This is a genomic window from Phocaeicola sp. GP0067, from assembly GCF_031119655.1.
In the GTDB taxonomy this organism is placed as follows: domain Bacteria; phylum Bacteroidota; class Bacteroidia; order Bacteroidales; family Bacteroidaceae; genus Phocaeicola; species Phocaeicola vulgatus.
The window spans coordinates 1-23,939 of sequence record NZ_JAVHZY010000026.1 but is presented as its reverse complement, the minus strand read 5'-3'; the positions used below and the strand labels follow the sequence as shown (position 1 = coordinate 23,939).

The following is a 23,939-nucleotide window of genomic DNA, read 5'->3' as shown; positions in this document are numbered from 1 at the left end:
TATTCTGTTAAATAGGGGGATTATCCGTGCGCCAGGCAGGGGTAATCCTCTTTTTTTAATTAATAAAATTAAATTCTGACGGGAGTGTTAATATAATAGTTACTTTTGTATGATATTTATTCAGCTAATACAAAAAATGTATGGAGAAATCCGATAGTATTATTATTATACCCACCTATAACGAAAAGGAAAATATAGAGAACATTATCCGGGCTGTATTCGGACTGGAAAAGTTCTTCCACATATTGATTATTGAAGATAACTCACCAGACGGCACGGCAACCATTGTCCGTAAACTGCAAACAGAATTCCCCGACCGTCTTTTCATGATTGAGCGTAAAGGTAAATTAGGACTGGGTACTGCTTACATTGCCGGATTCAAATGGGCGATAGAGCATCAATATGATTTTGTATTTGAAATGGATGCTGACTTCAGTCATAATCCGAATGACCTGCCAAGGCTGTATAACAAATGTGCCGTTGAAGGCTATGATGTAGCTATCGGTTCACGCTATGTCAGTGGTGTGAATGTAGTGAACTGGCCGATGGGGCGTGTGCTGATGTCCTACTTCGCCTCCAAATATGTACGGATTATCACAGGGTTACCCATACATGATACTACCGCCGGATTTAAATGCTATCGCCGTGAAGTCTTGGAAACAATCGGTCTGGATGGCATCCGTTTTAAAGGATATGCATTCCAGATTGAGATGAAGTTCACTGCTTACAAGTGCGGATTCAAGATAGCCGAAGTTCCTGTGATTTTTGTCAATCGCGAATTAGGTACTTCAAAAATGAACGGAAGTATCTTCGGTGAAGCTGTATTAGGAGTCATTCAATTAAAACTGGGTAGCTGGTTCCGCAAATACCCGCAAAAGAAAACAGTATGAAACGTACATGGATAAAGAATGCACGGATTGTGAATGAAGACAAGATTTTTCACGGTTCGATAGTGATTGAGAATGAAGTAATAGCTGAAGTGCTGGCAGAAGAAACAGTTCCCTCCCAGCCTTGTGGAGAAACAATAGATGCGAAAGGCTATTATCTGATGCCGGGAGTAATAGACGATCATGTACACTTCCGTGACCCGGGACTGACTCATAAAGCCGACATACATACTGAAAGCACAGCGGCGGCGGCAGGTGGCGTCACCAGTTTTATGGACATGCCCAACACCACTCCGCAAACTACGACCCTGGAAGCTTTGAATGCCAAGTTTGCGGATGCGGCAACCAAAAGCATCGTAAACTATTCATTCTATTTCGGAGCAACCAATACGAATGCGGATGTACTCCCCACACTAGATAAAAGCCGGGTATGCGGTGTTAAATTATTTATGGGAGCCAGCACGGGAAATATGTTGGTAGACCGCATGGAAGTACTTAGAAAAGTATTTGCCAATGCAGGTATGCTGATTGCAGCACATTGTGAAGAACAATCTATAATCAGTGCCAATACAACAGCCTTCAAAGAAAAATATGGAGAAGATCCTGATATAAAATACCATCCGCAGATACGTAGTGCGGAAGCATGTGCATATTCTTCCTCACTGGCCATCCGGCTGGCAAAAGAAAACAATGCCCGCCTGCACATCCTGCACATCAGCACCGCACAAGAACTGGATTTGCTTGAAGACAAACCCCTGAGTGAAAAAAAGATTACGGCGGAAGCTTGCGTGTCACATCTATACTTCTATGACAAAGATTATGAGACATTGAAAGGACGTATCAAGTGCAATCCGTCCATCAAAACTTCAGAAGACCGGAATGCTTTACGCAAAGCATTGTCTACCAATCTGATAGATGTAATAGGTACCGACCATGCCCCTCACTTACTGAAAGAAAAGGAAGGGGGAGCATTGAAAGCCGTATCGGGTATGCCGATGATACAGTTTTCATTAGTAGCTATCATGGAATTAGTACGCGAAGGCATATTAAGCATAGAGCAACTGGTTCAGAAAATGTGCCATGCACCGGCCGAACTTTATCATATTGAAAGACGAGGCTACATCCGCCCCGGTTATCAAGCCGACCTCGTATTGGTAAATCCGGATCATGAATGGACTGTAACTGCCGACTGCGTTTTAAGCAAATGCGGATGGACTCCGATGGAAGGACAGAAATTCCACACACGGGTAGAAAAAACATTCGTCAATGGTGATCTGGTTTACAGTGACAACAAGGTAGACCAAAGTCATCGCGGACAAGAATTAAGGTTTAAAAGATGATTGTAAATTACAAGATTCACGAAGTAAGCGAATACATTAACTGGATTTATTTTTTCCATGCATGGGGCTTTCAACCCAAGTTTGCCGCCATTGCGGACATACATGGATGTGATTCATGCCGGGCCATGTGGCTCACCGGTTTTGCGGAAGAAGACCGTCCGAAAGCCAGTGAAGCCATGCAGCTTTTCAAAGAGGCAAATCGGATGTTGAATGAACTGGATACAGCGTATCAGACCCACGGAGTGGTCAATATCATGGATGCCAATGCCGACGGAGATGATCTGCTGCTGAACAGCAAGCGTTTTCCGCTTTTGCGTCAACAAACAGCAAAATTGAAAGAAGATGACCCGTTTTTATGTCTGAGTGACTTTGTGCGTCCATTATCATCGGGTATCACAGACAAAGTAGGAGCATTCGCCACTACGGTAGATGCAGAAATGGAGCGGCTCTATGCAGAAGACGATTACAAACGTATGTTAGTGCAAACATTGTCCGACAGACTGGCGGAAGCTACTGCCGAAAAACTGCACGAAGATGTACGCAAAAAACTTTGGGGATATGCACCTGATGAAAACCTAAGCGTAAAAGACCTGCATAATGAAAAATATCAAGGGATACGTCCTGCCGTAGGTTATCCTTCCTTGCCCGACCAATCCGTCAATTTCCTATTAGACGAGTTGCTGGATATGAAGCAAATAGGAATTTCATTGACCGAGAATGGTATGATGAAGCCCCATGCCTCTGTATGCGGACTCATGTTTGCCCATCCGGCTTCCCGCTATTTCTCCATCGGAAAAATAGGTGAAGACCAATTGGCAGATTACGCCGCCCGCCGGGGCATGAGTATAGAAGAAACTAAAAAGTTTCTCGCCGCCAATCTATAAAAAACGAATAAATTATGATGCTGATAAAGTTATTTCTGTTTTTTCTACTGCTACTGATATTGCCCGATATGTATATATACAAGGCATATATACGCCGTGTTTACCAAAAATGGACACATTGGGCTTATTGGCTTCCCAGTCTGTTTCTTTTATTGGGAATGACATTAGTCTTTTCTATACATGAGCCACGTCCGGATTCCATGCAGCGACTTAGCAATTTCTTATTGATTTTTCTTTGTTTCTCCGTACCCAAGGCACTTTTCGTCATTGTTATCCTGTTTATGAAGCTCCTATATATCATCTCCGGCAAAAAACTGTATGGAGGATATGTAGCAGGAGGATTGGCTTTAGCCTCGTTAATATATGTAATATATGGAGCAACCGAAGGAAAACAGCATTTTCAAATCAGGGAGGTAACCATCAGTTCCGATGAACTTCCCAGCGGCTTTGACGGCTACCGCATTGTACAAATATCTGATATCCATTCCGGCAGCTGGACTGGCAACGGTGCTGCTTTACAGAAGGCTGTAAATCTTATTAATGCACAACATGCCGACCTGGTACTTTTTACAGGTGACCTGGTCAATAACGTGGCAACGGAATTGGACGAATTTATCCCTATTCTAGAACAGATAAAAGGAAAAGACGGAGTGTATTCCGTTTTAGGCAACCATGACTATTCCCCTTATATAAAATGGGAAACAGAAGAAGCTCAAGAAGCCAACCTGAACAGCTTGAAATCCAAACAGGCTGCCATGGGATGGAAAATACTCAATAACGATCATGTCATTCTACATCATCATGGAGACAGTATAGCCCTGGCAGGTGTAGAGAACAGCGGAAATCCCCCATTTCCCAATTATGGAGATCTGCAAAAAGCATTAAAAGGAACGGAAGGAATGTATAAAATATTAATGAGCCATGACCCCACTCATTGGCACAGAGAAGTCTTGCCGGAAAGTGATGTACAGCTAATGCTTTCAGGCCACACCCATGAAATGCAGTTCAGCCTGTTTGGCTTCTCTCCTGCTAAATTCGTATATCCCGAACACAACGGTTTATACCAGGAAGGAAAACAATCCTTGTTTGTCAATATTGGTTTGGGCTACCTGATGTTCCCTATGCGCCTTGGAGCATGGCCGGAAATTACAGTAATCACGTTACATAAAATATAAAATAGTTTTTCTATCTTTGTACAACTAAAATTCAGACAAATGAAAGTACTATATATTTTATACCAACTATTCATAGCACTTCCCATTTTGCTGGTATTAACCATACTTACAGCAATAGTTACCATTATTGGTTCATGGATAGGCAATCCGCATTTTTGGGGATATTATCCGGGAAAAATATGGTCACAGCTTTTCTGCTATGTATTACTTATTCCTGTCAAGGTAGTAGGACATCCGGAAGTACTTAAAAAAACATCCTACGTGTTTGTAGCCAATCATCAAGGGTCTTTCGATATCTTCCTGATTTATGGTTTTCTGGGACGAAACTTTAAATGGATGATGAAAAAAAGTCTGCGCAAAATGCCTTTCGTCGGCAAAGCCTGTGAAGCTGCCGGACATATATTCGTTGATAAATCCGGTCCCAAGAAGGTAATAGAAACCATAGAACATGCCCGTCACGTACTACAGGATGGAACTTCTCTAGTGGTATTTCCCGAAGGTGCACGTACTTTTACCGGGCACATGGGATATTTTAAGAAAGGTGCTTTCCAACTGGCAGATGATTTGCAACTTCCCGTAGTACCACTCACTATTATCGGCTCCTTTAATATTCTTCCCCGTACCGGCGGTTTTGTATCTTGGCATCCTATGAAATTAGTCGTACATAAGCCCATTTATCCGCAAAGCCAGGGAATGGAAAACATCAAAGCAACCATGGAAGAGGCTTACAGGGAAATAGAGAAAGACTTACCTGAAAAATATCAAGGAAAAATAGACAATCCAGACCAAGACAGATAAAAAAGGCTCCTCATTAATGGGGAGCTTTTAATTTTTCCATATTCGAACGGGCTACTGTCACATAATCCTTTACCAAGGAGTTGTTTTTAAATCGGTCAGGAGCCTCCTCTATAATTTCCTCAATCAAGGGAGTCATGACAGGATAAGGAAAATTGCTGCACAACATAATGAAAACACCCGGTCCCAATACATTATCATAATTCTTCTGGATAAACTCCTTAGCCAATGCATTCATTTCAGCAGCCAGTTTCTCACGTTCTCTCGTTATCTCACGTTGAATTTCATCCGGTGCTTTTCCATCCATAATCATACGGCTCTCCTGACGCTCCAACTCGTATGCTCTGTCATCCAAAGAAGTCTTTTTTCCCACAAAATCATACAGACGATCATTCAACGGAGTTCCGGTAACTACAATACGGGCATTATCAATACTGATGGATATTTTCCCTTTTTCAATGACAAAAGGCATGATGCTCTCATCATCCATATACAAGGATGCCATTGAAGTAGAATCGGTTATACCTTCCATCTTGAACATTCCATGAATTACCTCTGCCGAATCAATACTCAGCATCCGGTCTCCACTAGGAACTTTTACAAATAGCATTTTCCCATCCAGACGAGAAACAGAAGAACTACCTTCTATCTTATACTCACTGGCACATGAAGTAAAAGCCAATAAAGATACCACAGAGAAAAAAAGTTTATTCATGCTTATCTACGCCCCATTACTATTTTTCGCATACAAAGGTACAATCTATAATTTAGTGACAAAAATATTTTATTAAAATTTAAAACTAAATAGAAGATTATTACCGAGAAGGCAATTTATAGTGCAAAGTTCCCTCTTTTTTTCTATTTTTGTAACCGATATAAGGATAAAGAAATAACAATTAGTACACAACATGAAAAAATTCAAACTTTTATTGCTCGCATTGATGTGTGTAGCATTCTTGCCGTCGAAGGCAGACGAAGGTATGTGGCTGTTGCAACTGATGCAAGAGCAGCATTTGGCAGACCGCATGAAAGCACAAGGCTTACTGCTGGAAGCAGACGACATTTATAACCCGAACCGCGTTTCATTAAAAGATGCAGTAGGCATTTTCGGAGGAGGATGTACCGGTGAAATCATCTCACCGGACGGACTGATCCTGACCAACCACCACTGTGGCTACGGAGCGATACAGCAACATAGCTCGGTAGAACATGACTACCTGACTGACGGTTTTTGGGCAAAAAGCCGCAAAGAAGAGCTACCGACTCCGGGATTGAAGTTCAAATTTGTAGAACGCATTGTCGATGTCACAGATAAAGTAAACAATAAAGTAAAATCAGGCGAAGTAAAAGAAGAGGAAACCTTTGAATACGACTTCCTGAAAAAACTGGCCGACGAGGAACTGAAAGCCAGTGACCTGAACGGAAAAGCGGGTATCAGCGCACAAGCTCTGCCTTTCTATGCAGGCAATAAATTCTATCTGATTTATCTGAAAACCTACAGCGACGTACGCATGGTTGCCGCTCCGCCTTCATCCATCGGTAAATTCGGTGGTGAAACAGACAACTGGATGTGGCCCCGCCATACTTGCGACTTTTCCGTCTTCCGCATTTATGCGGATGCCAACGGCGAACCGGCAGAATATAATGAAAACAATGTTCCTCTGAAAGCCAAAAAGCATCTGGCTATCTCACTGAAAGGTATTAACGAGGGTGACTATGCCATGATTATGGGATTCCCCGGAAGCACCAACCGCTATCTGACTCAAAGTGAAGTGAAACAACGGATGCATTCCACCAACGAACCCCGTATCCGCATACGTGGTGTGCGTCAGGATGTACTGAAGAAAGAAATGGCTGCCAGTGACAAGGTACGTATCCAATACGCCAGCAAATATGCAGGTTCCAGCAACTATTGGAAAAACTCTATCGGCATGAATAAAGCCATTATCGACAATAAGGTATTGGAAACAAAAGCAGAACAGGAAGCCAAGTTCGCAGCATTTGCTAAAGCCAAAGGCAACACTGATTATGAAAAAGTAGTCAGCGAAATTGATGCCGCCATCGAAAAGAGTAATCCTATTCTTTATAACTACACCTGTTTCCGTGAAGTCTTTCAAGGAGGTATAGAATTCGGCACTCCTTATCTGATTCTGGACAAGCTGAAAGAAGCAATCAAAAATAAAGATAAAGAAGCGATTAATAAAAATATTGAAACGCTGAAAAAAGTATATGCCGATATACATAACAAAGACTACGATCACGAAGTAGACCGCAAAGTGGCCAAAGCTCTGTTGCCCCTGTATGCCGAAATGGTTCCTGCCAATGCTTTACCTGCCTTCTATACTACCATCCAGAAGGATTTTAAAGGGAATTATGACGCATACGTAGACCATTGTTATGACAATTCCATCTTCTCCAACGAAGCGAATTTCAATAAATTCATCAAGAAACCTACCGTGAAAGCCATAGAAAAAGATCCTATGACTGCATACGTACGGGCTAAATATGACTTGATGGACAAGCTGGGAAACGAACTGGCAGAATCGATGAAAGGCATGGATTTATTACACAAAACTTATGTACGCGGCCTGTGTGAAATGTATTCACCGGAACCCAAAGCTCCGGATGCCAACTTCACCATCCGTCTGACATACGGCAATGTGAAATCATACAATCCCAAAGACGGCGTACACTATAAATACTACACTACGCTGAAAGGTGTCATGGAAAAAGAGGATCCTACCAATCCGGAATTTGTTGTTCCCGCCAAACTGAAAGAATTGTATGAAGCAAAAGATTTCGGACGTTATGCATTGCCCAACGGTGATATGCCTGCTTGTTTCCTGACTACCAATGATATTACCGGCGGTAATTCAGGTTCTCCCGTCATCAACGGTAACGGCGAACTCATCGGTGCCGCTTTTGACGGCAACTGGGAATCACTGAGTGGTGACATTAATTTCGACAACAACTTACAGCGTTGTATCGCAGTGGATATACGTTATGTATTATTCATCATCGACAAATTGGGCGGATGCAAACACCTGATTGACGAAATGACTATTGTTGAATAATGAAAAAGATACTATTACTCTCGCTATTTACTTTCACAACCCTTGCCGGCCATGCCGACGAGGGGATGTGGATGCTGACTGATCTGAAAGAACAGAATGCGGCCACCATGTATGATATGGGACTGGATATCAGCATTGATAAAGTATATTGTCCGGACAGCATCAGCCTGAAGGATGCTGTAGTGCATTTCGGAGGTGGTTGTACCGGTGAAATCATTTCTGCCGAAGGTCTTGTGCTGACCAATCATCATTGCGGTTACAGCTATATCCAGCAACACAGTTCGGTAGAACACGACTATCTGACTGACGGCTTCTGGGCTATGAGCCGCAAAGAAGAACTTCCCTGCAAGGGGCTGACTGTCACCTTCATAGACAGAATTCTGGACGTCACTCCTTATGTAAAGGAACAACTGGCCAAAGATGAGGACCCGGAAGGATTGAACTACCTGTCCCCCTCCTATCTGAGCAAAGTAGCCAAACGTTTTGCCGAACAAGAAAATATAGAGATCACTCCGTTCACCGCTTTGGAACTAAAGCCTTTCTACGGAGCCAACCGCTATTACTTGTTTATAAAGACCATCTATAAAGACGTCCGTATGGTAGGCGCTCCTCCTTCCTCCATCGGAAAGTTCGGAGCTGACACCGATAACTGGATGTGGCCCCGTCACTGTGGCGATTTCTCCATGTTCCGCATTTATGCAACACCCGACGGTAAACCTGCTGACTATAACGAAAGCAATGTACCCTTGAAGGTGAAAAAACATCTGACCATCAACCTAGGAGGAGTCAAAGAGGGAGACTTCACTTTCGTAATGGGATTTCCCGGACGCAACTGGCGATACATGATTTCGGACGAAGTGGAAGAACGTATGCAGACTACCAACTTCATGCGTAAGACCGTCCGCACCGTACGATTGAATAATCTGCTGGAAGAGATGCTGAAAAGTGATAAAGTACGCATCCAGTATGCCAGCAAATACGCCTCGTCAGCCAATTACTGGAAGAATGCTATCGGTATGAACGAAGGACTGGTTCAGCTGAAAGTACTTGATACGAAAAAGAAACAACAGGAAAAGCTTCTGGCTTACGGACGTGAGACGGGTACTGACGCCTACCAGAAAGCCTTCGATGCTATCCGGGAAATCGTGAGCAAACGCCGGGATGCCGTATATCATCAGCAAGCCATTTACGAAGTTTGCAAACTGGGAACGGAATTCTATAAGATTCCTTCCACAGACAAAGTCCTGCAAGCATTGAAAAAAGGATATAAAGTACCTCATGCTACTAAAGAAATCAATCCGCTGGATCATGCATTAAGCACACTGATCAAACAAGCCGATAATTTTTTCAATAAAGACTATAATCCCGAAATAGACCGTAAAGTTTCCAAAGCTTTGCTGAAGACTTACGCAGAATTAATTCCGGCCGAACAGCGCATCAGCATCTTTAAAGTAATAGACAAAGAATTCAAAGGAAACATTGACGCCTTTGTCGATGCTTGTTTTGATACATCCATCTTCCGAAGCCGTGAAGCCTTTGACAACTTTGTGGCAAAGCCGGATGCCAAGACATTGGAAAATGACCTGATGGTGCAATATGCCAAATCAGTAGACCAAGGTTATACAGATACCGATGCAGCCATGAAAGCCGAAACCGATGCTTATAATCTGGCCCATAAAACCTGGGTAGAGGGTATGATGAAGCTGAAACAGCATGAAGGCACTCCTATTTATCCGGATGCCAACTCCACGTTACGTCTCACTTATGGTAAAGTAGGTTCATACAGCCCCAAAGACGGTATGGAATACAACTATTACACCACGTTGAAAGGAGTGATGGAAAAAGAGGATCCGAACAACTATGAATTCGTGGTTCCGGCCAAACTGAAGGACTTGTATAACAAGAAAGACTTCGGGCGCTATGCCATGAAAAATGGTGAAATGCCCATCTGTTTTGTTACAGGAACAGACAATACAGGAGGTAATTCCGGCTCCCCCGTTTTCAATAACAAAGGGGAATTGATCGGTACCGGCTTTGACCGCAACTACGAAGGACTGACCGGTGACATTGCTTACAATCCCCAGTTACAACGTGCAGCCTGTGTGGATATCCGCTATACCTTATTTATTATTGATAAGTTTGCAGGAGCGAAACACTTGGTAGATGAAATGACCATTGTGGAATAACAATACCGGACAACTATTTTTTAGAACGCGGACCACACGTAACAAGTGTCGTCCGCGTTCTCCTATTTTTCACAAGACAAGCCTCTATAAACGCGGACAAGAAATGACACTGGTTTCTTAACGTTTTTCCTTCTCCAACTCCTGCGGAATACGGAAAGCCGTATAAAGTTCCAGGACAGCGGCAATGGAAAGACAAACAATCCATTCGTTACGTTTCATGGTAAACATCAATACTCCTGTAAAGACCAGTGCGACAGCCCCGAAAATCTGCTGTCTACGCAAACGCTTGATGATAAAATTCCTTCCATCATAACGATTCCCCATGACCTGCACATAGCCGAACATCACAGCACCCAGCGTATACAGATAAGGCGCAAGCTCCCACCGGGTGATTTGCAACACCGCACCTGCCAGCAGCAGGACTGCCCCTGCCATCGAAATTATATTATAAGATTTACTCATTCTTCAAACACAAAAATATCCTCGTCAGGCTTCTTCATCAAATACTTCTCGCGTGCTATTTTCTCCAAAGCCTCAGGATTCGTGGTCAGTTCCTTCAGTTTCTCCGTATCTTCCTCATATTGCTTTCTATATTTCTCTATCTCACTATTCAGCGCGCTGATCTCACTGCGATGCTTTACCCGCTGAATCAAGCTGTTCTCATCCAGAAAACCAATAACTACAATAAAGATCAGCACCGTAATCATATACTTATGGCGCCGGATGTAGTTCCAAATAGTCAGCAATTTGCTCATACAAAGAATCCCTTTTTTGATTTTTGCAAAGATAGAAATATTTCAAGCAATCCTACCCATAAAAACGGATAATTTATGTACTTTTGCAGAACTCATATTAGAAAAAAGAACTCCGCTTATGGAAAATTATATCGTATCGGCACGAAAATACCGTCCCGCTACATTCGAATCGGTTGTAGGGCAACACGCGTTGACCATCACCTTAAAAAATGCTATTGCCACCGGCAAGCTGGCACATGCCTACCTGTTCTGCGGACCGCGTGGAGTGGGAAAAACAACGTGTGCACGTATCTTTGCCAAGACCATCAACTGCCAGACCCCCACTGCCGAAGGAGAAGCCTGCAATCAGTGTGAGTCTTGTCTGGCATTCAACGAACAGCGTTCTTACAACATACATGAGCTGGATGCCGCCAGCAACAACTCGGTAGAAGATATCCGTTCGCTGATTGAGCAGGTACGTATCCCGCCACAAATCGGCAAGTACAAGGTATATATCATTGATGAGGTCCATATGTTGTCGCAAGCCGCCTTCAATGCTTTTCTGAAAACATTGGAAGAACCGCCTCATCATGCCATCTTCATCCTTGCCACAACGGAAAAGCATAAGATACTGCCGACTATTCTGAGCCGTTGCCAGATTTATGACTTCAACCGCATCGGCATCAAAGACACTATCGACCATCTGCAATACGTTGCCAAACTGGAACATATCAACGCCGAACCCGAAGCCCTGACTGTCATCGCACAGAAAGCCGACGGTGGTATGCGCGACGCTCTTTCCATCTTCGACCAGGTAGTCAGCTTCACAGGTGGGAACATCACTTACAAAAGTGTGATTGAAAACCTGAATGTCTTGGATTACGAATATTATTTCAAGCTGACCGATTTGTTGCTTGAAAACAAAGTTCCCGAATCCATGCTGCTTTTTAACGACGTATTGAAAAAAGGATTTGACGGCAGTCATTTCATCACCGGACTATCCTCTCATTTCCGGGATTTGCTGGTGAGCAAGGACCCTTCCACCCTGCAATTGCTGGAAGTAGGCGCCGGTATCCGCGACCGCTATAAAGAACAAGCACAAAAATGTGACCAGAAATTCCTGTACCGTGCCATGAAGCTATGCAATGATTGTGACCTGAACTATCGTGCAAGCAAAAACAAACGTCTGCTGGTAGAACTGACACTGATTCAATGCGCCCAACTCACTCTGCCCGATGCCGACGATGCAAGTGGTGGGCGTGGCCCTAAGAAGATATTAAAACCCCTATTTACGCAGCAAGCGGCTTCCACAGCCGCCACGCAGCCACAGCCTCAGGCTAAAACTGCCGCTGCACAGACCGCAGCAACCTCCGCTCCTCAGCCACAGGGTACAAGTACAGCCGGCAGTATGAACGCAAGCCGTCCAAGCCCGCTGCCTCAGACCAGAGAAGAGAAAAAAATCCCGGTGTTCAAGGCGGGCTCACTCGGTATATCCCTGCGCCGTCCTTTGCACGAACAGCAAGCCGCGGAGAAGCAAGAAGCAAAAGCGGCAAGCACCGCTGTCCAAAACGATGCCACATACGAAGATTATATTTTCAATGAAAAAGATCTGGACTATTACTGGCGTGAATTTGCAGCCGCCCTGCCCAAAGAAGAGAAGGCTAACTCCGCACGAATGATGAACATGCATCCGCATTTGTTGAATGACACGACTTTTGAAGTGACAGTAGACAATGATATGGTGGAAAAATATATGGTACAATTAATACCATCGGTTCAGAATCACTTACGCGAACGTCTGCACAACCGGAAAATCACCATGACGGTACGTGTCAGTGCCCCTACCGAGAACATCCGTGCTTACAGCCACGTGGAACGTTTCCAGATGATGAGCAAGAAAAACCCGAATCTGCTGAAATTAAAAGAAGCACTGGGATTGGAGTTATCATAAAACCTATTAAAATAAAAAAACACCGGGAAATCCTTCAAATCCTTCATATTTACACAATACATTGTTTTTCAATGTGTTGTCGTGAAGGATTTTGAAAGGGATCCTTCATAAATGATTCATTGAGCGTAAGCGTTTCCGCGATTCTATCTTGTCGCCCTTTTTTCATTCTTATATTTTTGCCATGTATAAAAATGAATCATTATGGATTTAGCAGAAAATCGATTTGGAAAAACTTGGAAACATTTCCTTGAAGTATTGAAAGTAGACTACAATTGTTCTTTAGCCGATGTTTGCCGCGATCAGCATACCACTTTTGGAAGTATGAGTTCCTGGATGTCCAGACGGGGTTATAGCGTTAAACAAGCCAAGGCAGATGTGGTCCGTGATTATTATGGCGGCGTTGGACCCTCCCGACCGACAACTTCCTCTCCTTCATTCACTCAAATAGCCCCCGTCATGTTGTCGGAAGAAGAGTTTAGTCTTTCCGGGATCACAATCACCTTTAACAGTGGAACGACCATTTCGGTCAAACGGGCCACTCCCGGAGGTATTATTAAAATGTTACGCGATTACGAAAGAAAGGAGGGAGATCCATGTATTCTCTAACATCAGCCAATCGCTACTATCTGTACCAGGGCTTTGTTCGTATGAACCTTGGCATTGACGGTTTATTCAAAATCATACGCTCAGAGATGAAAGATTTGTTTCCCATATCAGGAGATGTCTTTTTGTTCTTTGGCAAGAACCGATAGGGTGTAAAAATACTGCGTGGGAACGGTGACGGCTTTCTTCTTTACTACAAGCGTCTCAAAGGTGGAAGTTTTGAGCTGCCGACATTCAACCCCGATACAGGCAATTACGAGGTTTCCTATCAGATTTTGTCTCTTATCCTAAAGGAGTGTACGGCTGCGAAAACGCTTTAAAATATGATAGAATCGGTTGTCCCTTAATAATTTACATCACAAATATTGTCCGATTTTCATGGCTATCCCGTTGATTAAGAAACAAAAAATAGATAATAAACAAATGGCACAACAAAGAAAGAAGGCATCCTTTTTCAGACACCTCCTTACATTTCAGACCGACTATAATCTGCATTGCAATCCATGATTTATATACAATCTCTAATGCTCATGCACCTTGCAGATATACTATGTGGATTACGAGAACTCATAGTACCGGATACTATTTATTTTCCTGCAAGGTACAGATACTGACCCTGTTCCAGTCAGGTTCAGAGAACATATCCCCTATGCCTTGTCCTTCCGCAGTAATGCGTGAGGCGGCTATCCGGTATTTCTTCATAAGAATGGATTTAACCGACTCCGCACGGGCACAAGCTATTCTTTCGTTCACCTCAATACTTCCTTCCGGTGAAGAGTATCCTTTGATCACAACCTTGGATTCAGGATGCCTGTTCATATAGGAGGCAATCCGTTCCACATTGGGGAGTTGTGAAACGTCAACCTTGGAACTACCCTGGCGGAAAGTTACAATAGACTCTAGTGTCTTGGCTTTTTCAATAACAGTTTCAATGACCGGTTTCTTGCTCTGACATTCAGCCAGCTGCTTCTGGAGCATGCCCGCACGGCCAATTGCTTCCTCTGTTTGTTTCCGGCTGTCCAAAAGTTGGTCGCGCAGTCTGTTTACACTTGTATTCAGGTTGTCCACCTCTGTCTGATTATATTCCTTTACGAGAGTTGCATGGTGCCTGCCGGAACTTCCCTTTATATAATAAACAATCCCTGCGAGCAGTTCAACACGTGCATTATTGGCATTGAAACGACTCTTGTGCCGATTAAAGTCACCTTCCATATCATATACCAATGATGGTTTCAGACTGATTGCCCACGCTTTTTCCTTCCCTATATTAAAGTTGAAGTTCACTCCCAACCGTGTACCCCAGGAATTATCATCCCCCGTACCATTGACGTAGCCATGAAGCCAGCCTACTCCAACTACAGCTTCCATTTCAAATGTCCGGGGGGTTCCAGGATAACCAGCGAAAAGATTCATCATATTGAACTTGCTTAAAAGTTCAACATTCGAAGCATCAAAAGCCGTTTTACTACTGCTTGTATTGATATGTCCCATGACTGAAGTCCCCAGACTCAGAACCGGTGTTATCCGTTTTGATAATTCAATACCCACGGCAGGGCGGGAGTTCTTCCAAAAAGCGCTGTGTGTCATCGGAGTGGTCACTCCACCATTGATTCCGAAAGACCAGTTGTCCGTAAACTTTGTCCCTTTCAATAAGGTCTGTCCATTTGCAGTCAGGGCAGATGCTCCAAGCATACATAAAATCAAGATGTTTTTTTTCATCAATTCCAGTTTTTAATTAAACATAGGGGAATTATCCCATTTTATCAGTATATCTATTCGTTTCAAAAATAAAGACAAGACATCAATCATATCCATAGTCATTGCAAATGTCTGAATGCAGTTCCTGCATTCTTTATGTATTTTACACAAAAAGGTAGCGGAACAGGATACAAGTTTCCTTATTTTCCAAAATATTCCTCTCTTTTAAAGTATGATACAACTGCTCAACAGATTTCATTCCCATACCGGGTATTCGGCACAGCGCATCAAATCCGTTATATTTTATAAAGCGTAAAAGATCCTCAAGCTGATAGATATTGTATTTTCTAAGCGCACGTAACACCCTGAAATTTATATCCAAATTTCCTAAAGGTGTAACTAACAAGTCTACACATTCCGACGGAATATCCTGTTCCCTTACGACTATCACTACATTCTTGAAATTCTGTCCGCCACACTCTTGGGAATGTGTCAGGAGTGCCGCATAATTCCGGCATCTGATATATACACGGTCCAACTCTTGTTTCCATTCAGAATAAGATTTCCATTCCAAACGAACCTGCCTGCTCGCTTTTTTATACATATATGCCAGATTCCTAGGGGTAACACCTGTTTTCTTGGAAACTGCCAGTATATCTATCCCGGTAGAAAGAGAGTAAAAAACATCCCGCATCTGAGAGTCCTTTATCACTTCTGCCATTTCCTTGATAACCTCTCTGTAGACTGGTATACAGATCTTCGGCAACTCCACACAGGAAAACCCTGACTGCTCACAGACCAGACCGGTATTTAAATATTTCATAGTTTCTCCGTTAAAATGCAATTATAAAAATCCGTTTATTTCTTATTTTTTTCTCTCAACTGAGTGGGGGACATCCCGTACATTCTGCGGCAATATGCCGTAAAATGGGAAGGTGAACTGAAACCTAACCTGCCGGATATTTCCTGAAAGGATAGTTCCGGATCACAAATCATTTCCAACATTTGTTCCGCCCTTTTTTTCTGCATCCATTTATAAGGACTTTCCCCGAAACAGGAGTGGAACTTCCGGCTGAAGGAGCGTTCGGAAACATAGTATAAATCAGCGAATTCCTTGACAGAGTTCACTTTCTTATAGTTTTCCATGACAAATTTCTCAAAACGTTGTCTGATGCCGGTCGATGCGGAAAAGAACGCTGTCAGTTCTTTCTTTGTATAAAAGCCCTTCAACACCAAAAGCAGTTCCTGCTGCTTCAACAAATGCATATGTTTACAAAGTAACCTTGCCTCCAAATACATTCCGACAGAATCCAGCACTTCAGCAAGAGGCTTCCTGACGGGAAGAATAAAATTATCAGCCGTTCGGTCCTCCCCCCTGACAGACAACGAGCCCAAAAACAATTTGTCACATACACTCATGTTCCTGTCCCAAAATAAAAGCATACATTTCGAACCGGTTATAGACTTCATCCGAGTTCCTATGTTTTGTGGAATGAACACCATCTGGTTCTGTAAAATTCGTAAACCTTTATATTTACCCAGATCAAAAATCACATCACCTTCAATTATAAAAAGAGTACACGACGACTTGCTATTATCAATCCGGTATACCTCATCCTTCTCCAGTTGCTGACAAGTAAATCCTACATCCGAATTCATCTGGTAATTCAGACAGGATAAATGTTCATTCAGATATAGTAATTTCATGTTTCTTATTTTTTATTACAACAAAAATCAAGACACAGCTGTTTTTGTGAAAACAGACAATTTCTCAACTAAAACAGACAAATTAAATACACAAAACATATACTGGTCAATCAATCGGTCTTTGATAGGTCATTGGAACATAAAGAGTTTTGGAGGTTATAAGACCATGCATTTTTATGACTGACTACCATCCGATAATATACCGACTCCTAAAACAGCATTCATAAGATATATCTCTGAGTTACCAAATGCTCGTGTAAAAGTGATATGAAACAAAGTTCTCACAATATTTATTTCGTGAATATATGACTATAAAAAGACACCTGAATATGATACGCTGCAGAAAAATACAACAAGATTTTTTACTCCGTGCAAGCAAAAGCTCACACGGAGTATGACTTATTCCGGCAAATACTTTTTGTAGTCTTCCTGCACATCCGGGTCAATGACCGGACGTACGGAATAGGTCATGCAACGCCTGTAAACAGCGCTTGTATTAGAAGTAGGCGCCCAACCGGCAGGACCTCCAGTAGAATTAAGCAGATAACGCCCTGCGTGAGTATCGCTTCTGGCTTGTGCCACGGCAAAAATGGCTTCATTACCTCCCGTAGCATTATGTAAAAAAGAACCATCATAAATACTTCCAGGCAGCGGTGTGTTAAGACCGGAATAACTTGCATAATAATATGCAAACCTTAAAGTTACAGCCTCTTTTTGTGACATAATCCGGAATCCGTAAGGAGAAGGGTCAAATACGGTTTTCCCGCCTACATCCTCCGGATTCCCCGCAGAAGGTTTATTCCATGGATACAGGAATACCCAGCGGTCCTTGAAATTGTTAACCAGCCCATGTGGGAAACATTCATACAGCCAGAAACTTTGATGAGAGACGATGGCATTTGGATGTTCGATACTCTGTTTCATCGTAAGAGCAGCCCCTCTCGCCTGCTGAGCATCTGTTTTTCCATAATCCACATCATTTCCTCTCTGTTCCCAAAGGAAATCAAATAGCTTGCCGCTGCCGTCATAAAAGTTTTTATTGACACGAACATCATGTGCCGGAAACGGGTCTTTTCTGCCCCATTGATATTGCATACCAAATTCCCTATATGCATCTGCACTATACTGTGATTGGACCCTTTCGTACGCTCCCAACAGATGCGACATCAAATGAACCGTTTTCGGACCATCACCTCCCTGACTCGCAACATCCAAGACTGTCGGATAGTTGTCAACAATCCAGATATGCCAGGACCAGAGTGTCGGATTCCCCTTGATCTTTCCAGATTTAATTTCTATCAACACATTTCCCGGAGTCTGCCCTGGCTTGACATAAATATATGATCCTAGACCGGAACCTCCCTGTTCGGACAATTCACTGAGTCCCGCTTTTTCTATATCATTATGTCCGCCAGCCTCTTTAATGTCCGTCCACACGATATTGACTCTCCAATCATCATCTGCATCCAACTTATTCAACATAAAATCCTCTTTGCTACCGGGAAGTCCCTGCTTACCACTCAAAACAGCGTCATGGTCCAGAAGCTTTTTGTAATACTCATAGGCAGTATTTACCCGGGAAACAGGAATAAAGATCCCTTGCTTTGCTCCCGCTTTAAGCATATATGTATTCGCTTCAGGCTGCACAATTCCGGAAACCAGCTCCAACTCAAATTCTCTTTCCGGAAAAAGACCATCAGGGGAATAAATCTTGAATTTCGCCTTACCGGAGTAAAGATGGGGAGACGCCATATCGTCAACAGCTATGAAAGGCACAGGTTTTCCCGAAAGGGAAGGATCCTTCTCATAGAAAAGCGTAAAGTCCTCTATCACATTACCAGCATTGTTGTCAGACAAAGCCGAAACCAACTCAATTTTGTATTCGCTGTTGGCTTTGACATAATATTGCTTCTGTTTGCCATCCATCAGATAAATACTGTTATTGGATACCAGCAATGACTGATGCAGGAATTTGTCAAAAAAAGGGATAGCATTATATTCTTTCTGCAAGAGGCTGAGTTTCCCCGACGCACTTCTACCGGTTTCCACATGTGTGACGGTGAAAGTATAAGTGGTATTGAAATTATCGAAATACTCCGTATTTCCTGTAATGTCGGGAGCTGTCACCGTATACTTCCATATTCCCCCGGCAAGTTGACCCGCTTTCTCTATCTTAAACGGATTGGCGGCTTCAGCATGGAATACGGGTTCCAAATCATGCGGTTCTGTCTTTACATAGAAAGTAACCCTGGCACCTGCCTCTTCCGCCGTAAGCGTCCGCCCGTCTTTCGTTACCACTTTGCCCGCCTGCCCATAGCTCTCGCCATACTGATTGACCTCAATAAACTCCAGCGGCCGACTGCAGGCCTCGTCCGCAAAAATCTGTAAAGTGACATTAATATCCTTAGACTGCTCAAAACCAAGGAACCATTTCATACGCCCCGCCTTCACATAAGCGGCTTTCAACGCATTCTGAGCATCTTCCGGCTTTTCCGGCCACATTCGGGATGCATCCACATGCTCTGTGACCGTAAAGGTCACGGTTTTCTCATCCGTCGGTGCGGTCTTATCCGGATCCGAAGGTATTATAGAATAACTGATCCATGCAGGCAGTCCCTCTACCGTAAATCCTTCCGGCCAGGAAGTCTGCACTTTTGCCGTCAGGCTACCTCCCTCCCTATAAAAAGTGAAATGATCGGCACTGACCCCCAGCATATATTGCCCGTCATACAATACATCAGACATAGTGGACTCGTTCCATACTACAACATTGTACATGATGTTGGCGGCCGGTCCTTTCCTAGCATCCTCTTCCGTATCGAATCCCGGACCACCTACAGCCTTGATATTCACCAGATAACGGTGGTTACGCAGCAAGGGAAGGTACTCGTATGTCGCATCAGCCTCGGCTCCAGTACGTTTCAGGTAGTCTATCCGGAAGAAAGTTTCCTTGTCAGGACGGCTTTTATCTGCACCGGTCAGTCCGACAACGATATAAGGACGTTTCAAGTAATTTTCCGTATTATTCTCCGGAAGAGTCTCTCCGTTGCCTCCTTGCGTGGCAGCCGTCGGCACATTGACCGCCTCCGGAACATATACCTCACGTAACAAGATTTTCTCATCCACTATGGAAGATGTTCTATCAATCTTTCCTGTCACAGCCGGAGCCGGATCAGGAATAGAAGGCTGTTTCGCCTTTCTATTGGCCTCATCCCAGTAAATCCCGTTCTCGAACGGAGAGACCCGTCCCGTCGTATTGGTATTATAAAAAAATACTTTAGTCAGCGTTATTCCTTCAATCCCCCCGGCTTTCTCGTCGAATGTAGAAGCCCCTTCCGACGTGTTGCTCAAGTTAAGCCCCACGTCCACACGTGCTACGGCACGGACCAGATAGACAGTTCCAAGTTTGGGAACGGCACCGGCACTGTGTTCCACCCTGACCGGGTCCGAAACACCCCACATCGGCAACTCCCCATCTTTCCATACCCCCTTGTCCGGCATAGAGAAAGTGAAAAGTTGCATGACTTCCTCCCGTGTCTTTCCAGTTCTTTAAACTGTTTTTCTTCGTGATGGCATGACTGACCATACCTTAGTTACCAAGGGATAGCCACCTCCGTATCCTCCCATTCGTCCACAACTATGTCATATTCCATATTTCCGGGTCCTTTCAGTGTGGCGAAGACACGGTAAATAGTATTACGACGAATATTGTAATAATCTTTATCACTTTGATCAAGATCCGGATTATAAAGCTCGATCCTATATACCTTATCGGGGGTTCCCATCCGATAATCGACGGATAAGACCAAGGCCATCGCCCCCTCTTTCCCTTCCCCGTAGACTCCCGGAGCTACATAGATGTAGTTAGGTGTCATACCCGTATATGGAAGCAGTCTTTCTTTGCATTTGGTCACAAAAGCGGATTCTCCGGCCCCCTCGTTGGCACCTTCATGGAAACTGGCTCTTTCCGGCAATAACAGGGGATCTCCCACGTAGTCTACTCCCCTGATATCCGGATTACCCCCACCAGTTGCCGTATATTCCCCGGCAGAAGGCAGGACAGAATAACCGCTGACCTCATTATTCAGAGAGAGTTTCGTCACTTTGGAAAGCGGTAACAAAGGAGACAGATAGTTTCCCCCGTCATCAACCGTTGTAAAGATAAACTCAACACGGGCATGCGTACGTTCCAAAAGTATGCTGGGAGAAAGAGTTATCCTATTATCGCCGTCCATGTTGTCCGGAACGCGGAAGTTGCATTGGCCCACCATGGGAAGATACTTTCGGTTTTCTCCTTTCAGATCGTCAGATGTGAAAATTTCGGTTTTCTCCATCAGCAGTTTCGGATCAGGAATCATATGTTCCTCCCGGATCTTTTTCAGTCCGGATTCACAATTGACCAGTAAGACAAAATTATAATTGCCACCCATCAGTTCCAGATCCAAGGCTATATTGGAGTCCCCCACATTTATTCCACTTATCTCTTTCATCTCGAAATGGTCAATGCCGGTTATACCTGCCAGCGGATTGACCGTTCCCTGGGGATAATAGAAAAGGACTTTTTCCGGAGAGTTCCCGGTATTCCTGTAAGCGAAGAGGAGAACATGTTTGACAGTTTTCTCATATTCCTCTGCACCGATATAGTTCTCTTTCCATTCTCCGGATAAACGTGCAGGAACTCCTACCATCCGGGAAGTACCTCCCCCTCTATTCATTTCCGCCACGATCCGGATAGGAATACCCGGAGCGGCCTCTTCCATCTCTTCCACATCAGACGAGCATCCGGTCAACTGTACAATCGCCAAGCAAGCCACCGTCAACAACCTTATCACAGTTCCGTATTTCATTGTCTATCGTTTTTTGTTAATAATCTCAATTCCTTTCTAATATTACACGAATCATTTATTTTAAACTAGCCTGACATGATATCAGTTTTCCAATTCTATGGGGCGGGAAACGACATTCCAATCCAGAACAGTCGCTTGTATCAGCATCCATGTTTCCTTTTCGTACTTGAGTTTCAAGGTTATGGGAAAATCATGGTCACATTCCAGACTATACGGCGGTTCGCCCGCATCTCCCCGGAACATGAGGATGTCATCAACCAGATTAGCGGTATAAAGAATCTCCCCGGTTGTCTTGTCAATCAGAGATACGAATGCATTTCTTCCCTCTTCCAGTTTCATCAGCGTGAAATCCGCTTTCAATGCCCCTTCAGCGTCACGTACGGCTTCGGTCGCGTATTCAAAACGTTCGCAAAGGGCGATCCGGCCATTGAAATCATACACACCGTTGTCATCTTCTATCCTGATGACGAATTCCTCGTCTATGGGGAAAGGGGAACCTATGGAACTGATTGTGAAGTGTACCCGGTATGTCAATTCCTGCATATTGAAAGCCACCCGTTCATACACGCTTCCCATATTCTTCCGGTTCTCCAGTGATATGGAGGCGAGACCGACATACAAAGGCCCGGGGGCTGAGGAAATCCGTCCGTTTTTCAACCGCAGTGACACTTGCATTTCCTGTCTGGTAGTAACGCCTTCCCGAAAATCTGAAAAATCATAGGCCTCCAGGTCACTGCCACCCCATGCAACAAACGTGAGTTTCCCCGTATACCGCAATGTGGCGGACAAAGAATAATCTGCCGAAAGGACTGCCTTCTTGTCAGAAAATTCGCCCACCAGCAGATCTTCATCATCAAAGACAAATACCCGGACTTCTCTGATATCTGACGGATAGCCAGGAAATTGTTCGCAAGGGGTCTGTCTATAGAACTGGAAATAAACACCTTGCGGACAACTACCCAAGTCATCAAATACCGCAGAATTACATCCTATAAGACAGTAAACCAGCAACATGATAAATGCGATGTAATGTACACTTCTGATTCTCATTTGATATAGTTTATGTTGGGGTTATTTAACAGTTTGAAACCAAACTGTTTGTTGATTGGAGAAAGAAGAGGAAAAAATTCCTCTTCCCTCTCTACAGCTATGTAAGAAATTATAGGCTGAATTTATCAGCAATCTAATACTAAAATTACTCTAGAACGACATCACGTGAAACGAGGTTCCATTGGAGCACTTTAGCCTCGACACGCATATAGGTTTCTTCTTTCTCGATATCCGGATTTTCAGGATTTGTCGGTTCAGTAGGATCTGTCGGTTTCGGCAGATATGGGTCTTTGGGATCGGAAGGATCCCATGGCATACCCAATCCTTGGAAAGCCTTGATTGTCAACAGATAGGTGTTGTTACGGCGTGTGTCAGCGTTCACAATCGATTTTCCATCAGCTGTAACAGTCTGACGGTTCCACAACGCACGGTATGCACATTTTCCGTTCGTATAGGTATAAGCTTTTTGATTTGGGCTCAACTGACTTTTCTGCGCGGCTTCCTTGCTGGCATAGATAAGTCCATCACCTTCTCCCCGATAGAATGTTGTTCCTTTTGTATAGTTATTCATTTTAACCAATGTTTTTCCATCATTATCAAGCTCCCATACTTCATTAGGGATATAAGTTGCATAAACCTTGGCATAAGGTAGACGATAGTAACCGTAATTTTTATTTTCAGCTGTAAGTGCTTCCTTTTTTACAGAATTTTCAAAAAAATAAATACCTGCTACATTTTTAGCGATATTAACATTTTCTGCAACGTTTTTAGCTGCATACATGCCAAGATCTTTCGCTGTTGAAGTCTCTTCCGGCAAGAGATTCCCTAGACGGATCAAATAATCCTTAGCTGAACCTTCCGGTTCTTTGGCCGCCTCAAAATCGGTATATCCATCAATGGCTGATGCAAAGGCCTCGTAAAGACCGTCGGTATCTCCAATTGTACGCTTTCCCGCATGGTTACGGAAAAGATATGTCTTTGCGGCACCGTTGATGGCAGTATACGTGA

Annotated in this window: 19 protein-coding genes and 1 pseudogene; 10 read left to right on the top strand and 10 right to left on the bottom strand. The window is 43.6% G+C overall.

What is annotated here, in order from left to right; genetic code table 11:
• The first annotated feature begins 140 nt into the window (after window positions 1-140).
• The 5 genes from RE317_RS16840 to RE317_RS16820 are packed head-to-tail and all read left to right on the top strand — an operon-like array spanning window position 141 to window position 5,084.
• Window positions 141-890, top strand: coding sequence for a polyprenol monophosphomannose synthase (locus tag RE317_RS16840; protein WP_005846085.1), 750 nt, complete (start codon window positions 141-143; stop codon window positions 888-890).
• Window positions 887-2,227, top strand: a complete 1,341-nt coding sequence (locus tag RE317_RS16835) for a dihydroorotase (protein ID WP_008671017.1) — start codon at window positions 887-889, stop codon at window positions 2,225-2,227. Before RE317_RS16840 ends, RE317_RS16835 begins: the two co-directional genes overlap by 4 nt.
• The gene (locus RE317_RS16830) at window positions 2,224-3,111 is read left to right on the top strand and encodes a vitamin B12 dependent-methionine synthase activation domain-containing protein (protein WP_005848651.1); all 888 of its coding nucleotides are present in this window, start codon (window positions 2,224-2,226) and stop codon (window positions 3,109-3,111) included. The genes RE317_RS16835 and RE317_RS16830 overlap by 4 nt, the downstream gene beginning before the upstream one ends.
• 14 nt (window positions 3,112-3,125) lie before the next feature.
• The gene (locus tag RE317_RS16825; protein WP_008671014.1) at window positions 3,126-4,286 is read left to right on the top strand and encodes a metallophosphoesterase; all 1,161 of its coding nucleotides are present in this window, start codon (window positions 3,126-3,128) and stop codon (window positions 4,284-4,286) included.
• A 39-nt stretch (window positions 4,287-4,325) separates the two neighbouring features.
• The gene (locus RE317_RS16820; protein WP_008671012.1) at window positions 4,326-5,084 is read left to right on the top strand and encodes a 1-acyl-sn-glycerol-3-phosphate acyltransferase; all 759 of its coding nucleotides are present in this window, start codon (window positions 4,326-4,328) and stop codon (window positions 5,082-5,084) included.
• 13 nt (window positions 5,085-5,097) lie between these two features.
• On the opposite strand, the gene RE317_RS16815 is transcribed toward RE317_RS16820, so the two are convergent.
• Window positions 5,098-5,796: a DUF4369 domain-containing protein gene (locus RE317_RS16815; protein ID WP_008781938.1), complete on the bottom strand. Its 699-nt coding sequence runs from the start codon at window positions 5,794-5,796 to the stop codon at window positions 5,098-5,100.
• 193 nt (window positions 5,797-5,989) lie between these two features.
• Here RE317_RS16815 and RE317_RS16810 point away from each other — a divergent pair, with 193 nt between their 5' ends.
• Both RE317_RS16810 and RE317_RS16805 read left to right on the top strand, forming a co-directional pair.
• Window positions 5,990-8,155: a S46 family peptidase gene (locus RE317_RS16810; protein ID WP_008671009.1), complete on the top strand. Its 2,166-nt coding sequence runs from the start codon at window positions 5,990-5,992 to the stop codon at window positions 8,153-8,155.
• Window positions 8,155-10,341: a S46 family peptidase gene (locus tag RE317_RS16805; RefSeq protein WP_008671008.1), complete on the top strand. Its 2,187-nt coding sequence runs from the start codon at window positions 8,155-8,157 to the stop codon at window positions 10,339-10,341. The genes RE317_RS16810 and RE317_RS16805 overlap by 1 nt, the downstream gene beginning before the upstream one ends.
• A gap of 117 nt (window positions 10,342-10,458) precedes the next feature.
• Here the strand turns inward: RE317_RS16805 and RE317_RS16800 are convergent, their stop codons facing one another.
• Window positions 10,459-10,776, bottom strand: coding sequence for a hypothetical protein (locus RE317_RS16800; RefSeq protein WP_005846069.1), 318 nt, complete (start codon window positions 10,774-10,776; stop codon window positions 10,459-10,461).
• Window positions 10,777-10,799: 23 nt separating this feature from the next.
• Window positions 10,800-11,096 carry a septum formation initiator family protein gene (locus tag RE317_RS16795; protein ID WP_005846067.1) on the bottom strand — a complete coding sequence of 99 codons (297 nt, stop codon included), beginning with the start codon at window positions 11,094-11,096 and terminating at the stop codon, window positions 10,800-10,802.
• Between the two features lie 118 nt (window positions 11,097-11,214).
• Between RE317_RS16795 and RE317_RS16790 the strand changes: the two genes are divergently transcribed.
• From RE317_RS16790 to tnpB, 3 genes and pseudogenes are all read left to right on the top strand, one after another.
• The gene (locus RE317_RS16790; protein WP_008671006.1) at window positions 11,215-13,026 is read left to right on the top strand and encodes a DNA polymerase III subunit gamma/tau; all 1,812 of its coding nucleotides are present in this window, start codon (window positions 11,215-11,217) and stop codon (window positions 13,024-13,026) included.
• A gap of 201 nt (window positions 13,027-13,227) precedes the next feature.
• Entirely contained in the window at window positions 13,228-13,632 is a 405-nt protein-coding gene (locus RE317_RS16785) for a hypothetical protein (protein WP_005848661.1), read from the top strand.
• A pseudogene (tnpB, locus tag RE317_RS16780) lies at window positions 13,620-13,956 on the top strand (IS66 family insertion sequence element accessory protein TnpB). Before RE317_RS16785 ends, tnpB begins: the two are co-directional and overlap by 13 nt.
• Window positions 13,957-14,211: 255 nt before the next feature.
• Here tnpB and RE317_RS16775 read toward each other — a convergent pair.
• From RE317_RS16775 to RE317_RS16745, 7 genes are all read right to left on the bottom strand, one after another.
• Window positions 14,212-15,348 (bottom strand): OmpA family protein, encoded by a 1,137-nt coding sequence (locus RE317_RS16775; RefSeq protein WP_005848666.1) that lies wholly within the window; start codon window positions 15,346-15,348, stop codon window positions 14,212-14,214.
• A 142-nt stretch (window positions 15,349-15,490) separates the two neighbouring features.
• A complete protein-coding gene (locus tag RE317_RS16770) occupies window positions 15,491-16,150 on the bottom strand; it encodes a hypothetical protein (protein WP_008781937.1) in 660 nt (219 codons plus the stop codon).
• 35 nt (window positions 16,151-16,185) lie between these two features.
• Entirely contained in the window at window positions 16,186-17,034 is an 849-nt protein-coding gene (locus RE317_RS16765) for an AraC family transcriptional regulator (protein WP_008671003.1), read from the bottom strand.
• Window positions 17,035-17,433: 399 nt separating this feature from the next.
• Window positions 17,434-20,556: a hypothetical protein gene (locus tag RE317_RS16760; protein ID WP_303266259.1), complete on the bottom strand. Its 3,123-nt coding sequence runs from the start codon at window positions 20,554-20,556 to the stop codon at window positions 17,434-17,436.
• Window positions 20,557-20,627: 71 nt separating this feature from the next.
• A complete protein-coding gene (locus RE317_RS16755) occupies window positions 20,628-21,881 on the bottom strand; it encodes a hypothetical protein (protein ID WP_008671001.1) in 1,254 nt (417 codons plus the stop codon).
• A gap of 81 nt (window positions 21,882-21,962) precedes the next feature.
• Entirely contained in the window at window positions 21,963-22,931 is a 969-nt protein-coding gene (locus RE317_RS16750; RefSeq protein WP_008671000.1) for a FimB/Mfa2 family fimbrial subunit, read from the bottom strand.
• A 145-nt stretch (window positions 22,932-23,076) separates the two neighbouring features.
• The coding region (locus tag RE317_RS16745) for an Mfa1 family fimbria major subunit (RefSeq protein ID WP_303266260.1) at window positions 23,077-23,939 on the bottom strand (863 nt) is incomplete at its 5' end.

Bases quoted from the DNA above. Each gene is read 5' to 3' on its own strand.
- RE317_RS16840 (WP_005846085.1), top strand. From the start codon at position 141: ATGGAGAAATCCGATAGTATTATTATTATACCCACCTATAACGAAAAG.
- RE317_RS16835 (WP_008671017.1), top strand. From the start codon at position 887: ATGAAACGTACATGGATAAAGAATGCACGGATTGTGAATGAAGACAAG.
- RE317_RS16830 (WP_005848651.1), top strand. From the start codon at position 2,224: ATGATTGTAAATTACAAGATTCACGAAGTAAGCGAATACATTAACTGG.
- RE317_RS16825 (WP_008671014.1), top strand. From the start codon at position 3,126: ATGATGCTGATAAAGTTATTTCTGTTTTTTCTACTGCTACTGATATTG.
- RE317_RS16820 (WP_008671012.1), top strand. From the start codon at position 4,326: ATGAAAGTACTATATATTTTATACCAACTATTCATAGCACTTCCCATT.
- RE317_RS16815 (WP_008781938.1), bottom strand. From the start codon at position 5,796: ATGAATAAACTTTTTTTCTCTGTGGTATCTTTATTGGCTTTTACTTCA.
- RE317_RS16810 (WP_008671009.1), top strand. From the start codon at position 5,990: ATGAAAAAATTCAAACTTTTATTGCTCGCATTGATGTGTGTAGCATTC.
- RE317_RS16805 (WP_008671008.1), top strand. From the start codon at position 8,155: ATGAAAAAGATACTATTACTCTCGCTATTTACTTTCACAACCCTTGCC.
- RE317_RS16800 (WP_005846069.1), bottom strand. From the start codon at position 10,776: ATGGCAGGGGCAGTCCTGCTGCTGGCAGGTGCGGTGTTGCAAATCACC.
- RE317_RS16795 (WP_005846067.1), bottom strand. From the start codon at position 11,096: ATGAGCAAATTGCTGACTATTTGGAACTACATCCGGCGCCATAAGTAT.
- RE317_RS16790 (WP_008671006.1), top strand. From the start codon at position 11,215: ATGGAAAATTATATCGTATCGGCACGAAAATACCGTCCCGCTACATTC.
- RE317_RS16785 (WP_005848661.1), top strand. From the start codon at position 13,228: ATGGATTTAGCAGAAAATCGATTTGGAAAAACTTGGAAACATTTCCTT.
- RE317_RS16775 (WP_005848666.1), bottom strand. From the start codon at position 15,348: ATGAAAAAAAACATCTTGATTTTATGTATGCTTGGAGCATCTGCCCTG.
- RE317_RS16770 (WP_008781937.1), bottom strand. From the start codon at position 16,150: ATGAAATATTTAAATACCGGTCTGGTCTGTGAGCAGTCAGGGTTTTCC.
- RE317_RS16765 (WP_008671003.1), bottom strand. From the start codon at position 17,034: ATGAAATTACTATATCTGAATGAACATTTATCCTGTCTGAATTACCAG.
- RE317_RS16760 (WP_303266259.1), bottom strand. From the start codon at position 20,556: ATGCAACTTTTCACTTTCTCTATGCCGGACAAGGGGGTATGGAAAGAT.
- RE317_RS16755 (WP_008671001.1), bottom strand. From the start codon at position 21,881: ATGAAATACGGAACTGTGATAAGGTTGTTGACGGTGGCTTGCTTGGCG.
- RE317_RS16750 (WP_008671000.1), bottom strand. From the start codon at position 22,931: ATGAGAATCAGAAGTGTACATTACATCGCATTTATCATGTTGCTGGTT.